Annotated in this window: 4 protein-coding genes; all 4 read right to left on the reverse strand. The window is 66.6% G+C overall.

Annotation, left to right across the window (positions count from 1 at the left end):
• Positions 1–43 precede the first annotated feature (43 nt).
• Positions 44–3,706, reverse strand: coding sequence for an ATP-binding cassette domain-containing protein (locus U5709_RS08470; RefSeq protein ID WP_321973202.1), 3,663 nt, complete (start codon positions 3,704–3,706; stop codon positions 44–46).
• 84 nt (positions 3,707–3,790) lie between these two features.
• Positions 3,791–4,576, reverse strand: coding sequence for an ADP-ribosylglycohydrolase family protein (locus U5709_RS08475; protein ID WP_321971210.1), 786 nt, complete (start codon positions 4,574–4,576; stop codon positions 3,791–3,793).
• 76 nt (positions 4,577–4,652) lie between these two features.
• Positions 4,653–6,053, reverse strand: a complete 1,401-nt coding sequence (locus tag U5709_RS08480; protein WP_321971211.1) for an MFS transporter — start codon at positions 6,051–6,053, stop codon at positions 4,653–4,655.
• Positions 6,054–6,259: 206 nt separating this feature from the next.
• A complete protein-coding gene (locus U5709_RS08485) occupies positions 6,260–7,186 on the reverse strand; it encodes a virulence protein RhuM/Fic/DOC family protein (protein ID WP_321973203.1) in 927 nt (308 codons plus the stop codon).
• Between the last annotated feature and the right edge of the window lie 217 nt (positions 7,187–7,403).

Below are 7,403 nucleotides of genomic sequence, written 5' to 3' on the forward strand. Positions count from 1 at the left end.
TTTCGCAACACGCATCGGAAAAGTAGCCCAATCGGACGGATTCCTATGAGCGGCGGTCGCCTTGGAGCACGAGGGTGTCGGTCGCGACGGAGGCGACGGCGCGGCGGTGAGTGGCCACGACGACGGTGCGCTGCCCGCGGTTCTTGGCAAGGGCGCCCAGCACCGCGGCCTCCGAGAGGGCGTCGAGGTTGCTCGTTGGTTCGTCGAGAAGGAGCAGCTCGGCGCCGGAGATGAAGGCGCGGGCGAGGCCGACGCGCTGGCGCTCGCCGTCCGAAAGCGGGCTTCCGCCCTCCCCCACCGGCGTCTCGAGGCCCTGCGGCAGGCGGGCGGCGACGTCCGCGAGCGCGGCATCCTTTATAGCGCGGGCGAACTCAGCCTCCGTAGCGCCCGGCGCGGCCACGAGGATGTTCTCGCGCAGGGTGCCGGCGAGCAGGTAGGTGTCCTGCTCCATAAAGGCCTCAGCGGCGCGCAGGTCCTCGGAGTTCACGTCGAAGAGGTGCCGCTCGTTCAGATAGGCCGCGCCCGCGTCCGGGTCCCACCAGCGCATGAGCAGGCGAAGGGCCGTGGACTTGCCGACGCCCGAGGGGCCGATGAGACGAAGGACCTGGCCTTTCTCGACGCGAAGGGAGAGATCGCTCAACGCAGGGTCGCCGTCTGCGTAGGCAAAGGAGGCGGACTCGAGGCCCGCGCAGGCAAACGGGCCCGCAGGCGACTCGCCCGCAATGTTTTGGGTCTCGGGGTTCTCGTCCAGCACGTCCAGCACGCGCTCGGCCGCGGCAAGGGTCGCCTGCAGCGAGAAGCCCAGGCGTCCGCAGTCCACGACCGGGAAGAGAACCGCCTGCAGGGCCGCCGTGGCGGCAAGCGCGGCTACGGGACCGGCGGCAGAAAGACCCGCCGCGACGGCTGCGCACGTAAACGCGAGGGCTCCGGCGTCTCCTGCCGCGGCCAGCGCCGCCGTGGCAAGCGAGAGGTCCTTCTCGCCGCCATCGAGGGAGTCCACGTGGGCATCCATCTCGGCGGCGTACTCATCGGCCCGGCCGCACTGGGCGAGGTCGTCCATGCCGGAGAGGCAGTCGAGCAGGAAGGTGGTCATGAGGGCGCCGTAGCCGGAGATCTCGCGGGCGCGCGCCGAGGTGAGGCGCGCCGAGAGGGCGGGCAGCGCGATGCCCAGGGTCGCGAAGGCGAGAAGCGCCACAAGCCCGAGCGCGGGCGCGACAAACGCCAGCGCGACCGTTGTGGCCGCGGCGGCGAGCGAAGCGGAAAGGCACGGCCCCAGGCTCCTTGAGTAGACGCCCTCGAGAAGTTCGACGTCCGAGGTCAGAAGCCCGATGAGCTCGCCGGTGTCGCGGGAGGCCAGACGCGCGGGCGCAAGCTCGCGAAGCTTGCCGAACAGGCGCGAGCGGATGAGGGCCAGCGTGCGGAAGGTCTGGTCATGCGTGAGCAGGCGCTCGCGGCAATGAAGAATACCGCGGACCACGGCTGCGGCAGCAAGGCACACGGCGGCGAGAAGCGCCGGCACGACGCCCGCGGCGCCAAGGACGCCAAGGGTGGGGACGGCCGCGGCCATCGCGATGCCGAGGGCGCCGAGGACGCTTGCGAGCGCGACCTCGCCGGTCATGTCGGAGGTGAGGCCGACGAGGCCGCGGATGGTGGCAAGGGCGCCGCGCGAGACGGGCGACGGCGCGGCGGCACCGGGCTCCCCATCGGCGGGGTTCCCGGGTTCAACGGAGTCGCTCACCTGCGCCTCATTTGAATCCGAGCCCGCCTTTGCGGGCTTCTCGCCATAGTCGGGCAGCGGGATCCACGCGGGGTGGCCGTCCGGGACGTCGGCCGTCGGCGCCTCGAAGTAGCGGCGGTAGCTCATGACCTCGAGGGCCGCCTCCATGGCGCGGCCGCCCATGAGCGGGATGGCGCGGCGGGCGGCGATTTTGGCCACCTTGAGCTCGGCCTCGGAGGGCACGTAGGTCTCCTGGTCGTACTCCACGCCGCTCACGCGGGCAAGGGACTCGAGCTCGGCCAGCTGGTCCCAGAGCCTGCGGTAGGCCCCGCCCCGGGCGAGAAGCACCTGGTGCTCGCCGTGCTCCAGGACCTGTCCCTCCCCCATCACGTAGATCTCGTCCGCCCAGGCAAGCGGCAGCAGGCGGTGGGAGACCTGAAGGATGGTCTTGTGGACGCTCAGGCGCTGGATGCCGTCGTTGATGGCGGTCTCGCTCACCTGGTCGATGTTGGAGGCCACCTCGTCAAAGACGTAGATGGGGGTGTCGCGCAGCAGGGCGCGCGCAAAGCACAGGCGCTGGCGCTGACCGCCGGAGAGGTTGCGCCCGCCCTCGGCGACCTCCATGTCGAGGCCGCCGCGCGCGAGGACGAAGTTGTCCAGCTGGGCGTTCTTGAGGGCACCCCAAAGTTCGGACTCGGTGGCCTCGGGCTTGGCCAGACGCAGGTTGGAGCGTACGCTGCCCTTGAAGACGTGCGTGGAGGGGCCCACATAGGTCACCACGCTGCGAAGCGACGCCGGGTCGATTTCTCGCAGCTCGATCCCGCAGACGCGAACGGAGCCCTGGTAGTCGGCACCGAGAAGCCCCGCGACAAGGCGCGCCATCGTGGACTTGCCGCCGCCCGAGGCCCCCGTCAGGCCCACGAGGGAGTTGAAGGGGACCTCCAGCGCGACGTCCTTGAGCGCGGGCATCCCGTCGGAGTAGGCGAAGCTTGCGCCCTCGACCTCGATGGCGGGCAGCCCCTCCGCGCAGTCCTTCTCACCGCGCGCGGGCAAGGGAGCGTCGAGCAGCGCCAGGGCCTGGTCGATGACGGCGTTTGCGTTCATGCCGGTGTGGAAGAGCGAGCCGAAGGAGCGCATGGGCGTGAAGAAGCCCGGTGCGAGAAGAACCACGAGCGCAAGACCGGAGAGGTCAAGGCCGCCCGCGGCATAGATGCCCCAGGCCACGGCGATGCCCGCCGCCATGCCACCGTAGGTAAAGAGGTCCATGAGGGTGACGTTTCCGAGCTGCACATTTAAGAGACGCATCGTCACTTGGCGGAATTCCTCGGCCTCAGCGTCCAGGCGCCTGTGCCATCGGCCGTCCGCGCGGTAGCCCTTGAGCATGGTGAGGCCGCGGATGGCGTCCAGGAAAGACCCAGAAAGGTCGACGTAGGTGCCCCAGTACTCACCCATGAAGCGCTTGGCCTGCTTCATGAACATCATGATGGAGCCGGGGATCAGGGGCACGCAGAGCAACATGACCAGGGCCGCCGGCAGACACGTCGGGGCAAGCGCGCAGAAGGACACGAGCGGGGCGAGAAGCGCAAAGAAGAACTGCGGGAGATAGCTCGCGAAGTAGGGGCGCAGGCGGGAGACGCCCTCCCCCATGAGGGTCGTGCACTCGGCGTCGGAGATCACGCGGGCGCGGGCGGGGCCGAGCTCGACCACCTTAGAGAAGAGGTCCTTAGTGAGCGTGGCCGCGGCGCGAGAACCCGCGACAGAGCCCGCGCAACGGGCGGCAGTGGACAGCAGGAAGTACGCCACGATAAACGCCGCGCAGGTGAGAAGCCCACCGGTGGGCAGCGAGCCCGCGCCGATCGCTCCGGCGAGCACGACAAAGGACGCGACCTGTGCCACAAGCGCAAGCAGCTTAAGGACCACACAGACGACGACCGTCTTGGTCGCCTCGGGAAGCATCTTGAGAAAGCGAACGTTAAACAGCGAAACCACCCCATCAAACAAAGTTAGACGGGGCTAATCCTAGCAAAATGATACGAAGGGACAGTCCCTTCGTGTCATTTCTGCGTCAGCTGGTCAGAAGAGACAGGCGTCGATGATGCCGGTGCCGCGCAGGCGGTCGCGCCAGGCCTGCGGGATGCCGGCCTCGCCGTAGACGATGCCCGCAAGGGCACCCGCCACGGCGCCCGTGGTGTCGGTGTCGTCACCCAGGTTGACGGCGAGAAGCACGCAGTCGGCGTAGTTGTCCGTATTGGCAAGACACCACAGCGCGGCGTCGAAGGTGTCGCGCACGAAGCCGCCTGAGCGCACGGCCTCACGGGACTTCTTGACGTCGACGCCGTATGCGGCCGCGACCTTACGCGGAGCAGCGCCGGCAATGAGCTCGCGGGCGGCGCGGACCATGCGCACGCAGACCTCGGTGGACGTCGGGTGCGCGTGGGTGATGGCAGAGACGGCGACCACCTCATCGTCGGTAGCGTCCGCAAAGGCAAGGGGAATGGTGCGCATGAGAGACCCGTTGCCGTTGTCCCTCTCGCCCGAAAGGCCATGGCCGAGACGCAAAGCCGTGGCCGTGGCGTTGCCGATGTCAAAGAGGTGGTCGCAGGTATAGGCGTCGTGCCCGTACCAATCGCAGAACCTCCGGCGGATGTCTTGCGTGTCAATGCGCCCCAGCTGGCGATAGCTGTCGCAGATGGCAAGCGCCATCGAGGTGTCGTCGCTCCAGGTGCCTGCCGGCTGGTCGTGCGTGCCGTGGCCCACCATGTCGGAGCAGCAGAAGCTGTCGCGCGCCCTGAACTCAAACGGCACGCCCAGCGCGTCGCCCACGGCCTGACCGTACACACAATCCCGAAGCGTTGCCATGCGGCTCTCCCTCAAACGGACGGTGGGCAGAGAATGGAATGGCGGGCAGAGAATGCCCCTGCCCGCCATTGTGCCACTAGCGCGCCTTGCGCTCCCGCAGGGCGTAGGCGAGTGCCACGACAAGACCCGCCACAGCGATGAGGGCCGCCACGCGCACCGCGCCGGCAAAGCCGAGCGCCTGGGCAAGAGCGGCCGCCGAGCCCGCGGCACCGGCCTCGGCGGCGCCGGCAGACAGGATGCCGATGAAGAGCGACGGTCCGAAGGACGCCGCGATCATGTTCCACGTGTTGATGAGGGCCGTGCCGTGCGCGTACTGCTCGGGCGGAAGGGCGGCCAGGCCCGCCGTCTGGGACGGGCTCAGCACCAGGCCCACGCCCGCGTAGACCACCACGGTCAGCGCCACCACGACGCCCAGCTCAAGGCTGCCGGCAGTAAGCGAGATGGCCAGCTGACCTGCGGCGATAAGGGCAAAGCCCACCGGCAGCAGCGGCCAGGAGCCGCGCTTGTCCATGATGCGGCCGCCCACGACGGACGTCACGGCGTTGCCCGCGATGGCGGGCAGGATGAGCAGGCCGGCGGTGAGCGCGCTCATGCCAAAGGCCCCCTCAAAGTACAGCGGGAGCAGCACGCTCATCGAGAACGTGGTCATCATGGCAACGATCACCAGCACGCAGGCAGGCCAGAAGCTGCCGTTCGCCATCGGCCGGACGTTGAGCACGGGGTTTTCGATGGCAAGCTGGCGCCTGGCAAAGATAGCGATAAGAATGACGGCCGCCACCAGCGCGACCACGCCGACCATGACGTTTGCGGAGAACTCGCCAACCGAGAAGACGAAGGCCGTGATGCCCGCGGCGAGAAGCACGACGGAGAGTGAGTCGAGCGCGGCGTCGGAGCGCTGGCCGATGTTGCGCACGAACAGGGCGCCGGCAGCCGCGACGACGATGCCTCCGATCAGCGGCACGACGAAGATCGCGCGCCAGCCGAAGAGGGTGCACATGAGGCCGGAGACGACGGGGCCGAACGCCGGGCCCAGCGTGATGCAGGCGCCACCCAGGCTCAGAAACAGGCCGAGCTTCTCGCGTGGGGCGCAGGTCAGAACCACGTTCATCATCAGCGGGAACAGGATGCCCGAGCCCGCCGCCTGAAGGATTCGGCTGGGCAGAAGGATCGCAAACGAGGGTGCCACGAGGCAGAGCGCCTCGCCGGCGATGAGGCACGCGCAGGCAGCGAACAGCAGCTTGCGGGTGCTGAAGCGGCCGGAGAGCCACGCCATGGTAGCCGTGAAGATGGAAGTCACGATCATGTAGCCGGAAACCAGCCACTGCGCCGTGGTCGCGCTCACGGCAAACGCGCCCATGATGTCGTTCAGCGCGACGTTGATGATGTTCTCGTTGAACGCGGCGACAAACGCCGCCGCGTACATGACGACGAGAAACGCCGTGCTGCTTGATTGCTTGGTGTTGGGTGTGGAGCCCATGCTCTCCCTTTCTGACGAGACGAATACGCACGCCCCGACCAGAAATGCCCAGGGCGCAGGCGAGCCCTAGACTTACACCGGCGCTGGGTTCTCCACCTGCACCGGAAACATGGTCTGCGCAGGTATCTTAACCCAGAGACAACTGTCCCTCACAAAATGAGCGGACAAGTGGCACGACGCCCCCCGCGCCCACCGGAAGCAGACAATTATCCCGCAGTAAGGAAGCTCATAACCAAGGCGACCATAACCTCCTTCTCGGCAGGGTTGGACTCCGCGATCATGATGGTCACGGCAACAAGCACGTTGTCGGGCACGCGCTTGGCTCCCTCCACCCATAAGGCGCTGTTCGCATCGAGGAAGTACGGGAACAATGACGCGGCGATGCGCTTATTACCGTCGAGAAACGAGTGGTTCTTGGTAACAAAGTAGAGCAGGTTTGCGGCCTTTTCCTCCAGGCTCGGGTACAGCTCTCGCCCACCAAATCCCTGATAAATAGCCGAAATGCTGGACTTGAAGGACCCATCCTTCTCGACGCCGAACAGGTCGCTTTCGCCCGCGAAGCGCATGGAGTCGATGAGCTTGCGGCACTCGTCATACTCAAGCACATAGGTGGCCCGGGCGACGCCTCGCGGTTTTTTGACTCGCTGATGGTCGTAATTGTCGAGAAGGTCGAGCGCGCCCGTATAAGCCTTGACCACAGACAGGATGTCCGAGGCGCCGAGCGACTCCGGCACACGGTCCATGACGCTCACGATTTGCCCGAGCTGCTCGAGCCTGCGGCGATTCTCCGCATGCCCCTTCAACAGGTACTCACGCAGGACGCTCGTGGCCCAACGACGAAACTCGACGCCTCGCTGGGACTTCACGCGATAACCCACGGAGATGATGACATCGAGGCTGTAACGATTGAACGTACGAGAGACCTCCCTGTCGCCCTCGACTTGGACTTGTGCAAATTTTGCACAAGTTGGCTCTCGCTCGAGCTCGCCCTCCTTATACACATTAGAGATGTGGCGGCTAATCACCGTCCTATCGCGATCAAAGAGCAGAGCCATTTGCTCCTTGGTCAGCCAAACCGTCTCTTCATCAACGCTCACAGGCAACGAGATCTGAGCGTCAGAGGACTCGAACAAAACAATCTCATTGGCATTTTTCGGCATAACGAAACACCCCGTCCATTCACGGCAGAAACTACTCGGCTGAATTGGATGCCAGCTTTGATTCTGCTGGCGCACAGGGGCGCGTGCCTGCGCGGGGCTCACCAGTGCAACGGCCTAGCCCTAACCGGCGAGCAAGCGCAGCGACGCGGCCCCCTCAGCAAGGCGAGGACCCCCGACCCGAGTGAGACAG

Source organism: Paratractidigestivibacter sp. (assembly GCF_963660155.1).
Taxonomy (GTDB): domain Bacteria; phylum Actinomycetota; class Coriobacteriia; order Coriobacteriales; family Atopobiaceae; genus Paratractidigestivibacter.

Excerpts from the sequence above, each read along its gene's own strand:
- U5709_RS08475 (WP_321971210.1), bottom strand. The coding sequence starts at position 4,576 with ATGGCAACGCTTCGGGATTGTGTGTACGGTCAGGCCGTGGGCGACGCG.
- U5709_RS08480 (WP_321971211.1), bottom strand. The coding sequence starts at position 6,053 with ATGGGCTCCACACCCAACACCAAGCAATCAAGCAGCACGGCGTTTCTC.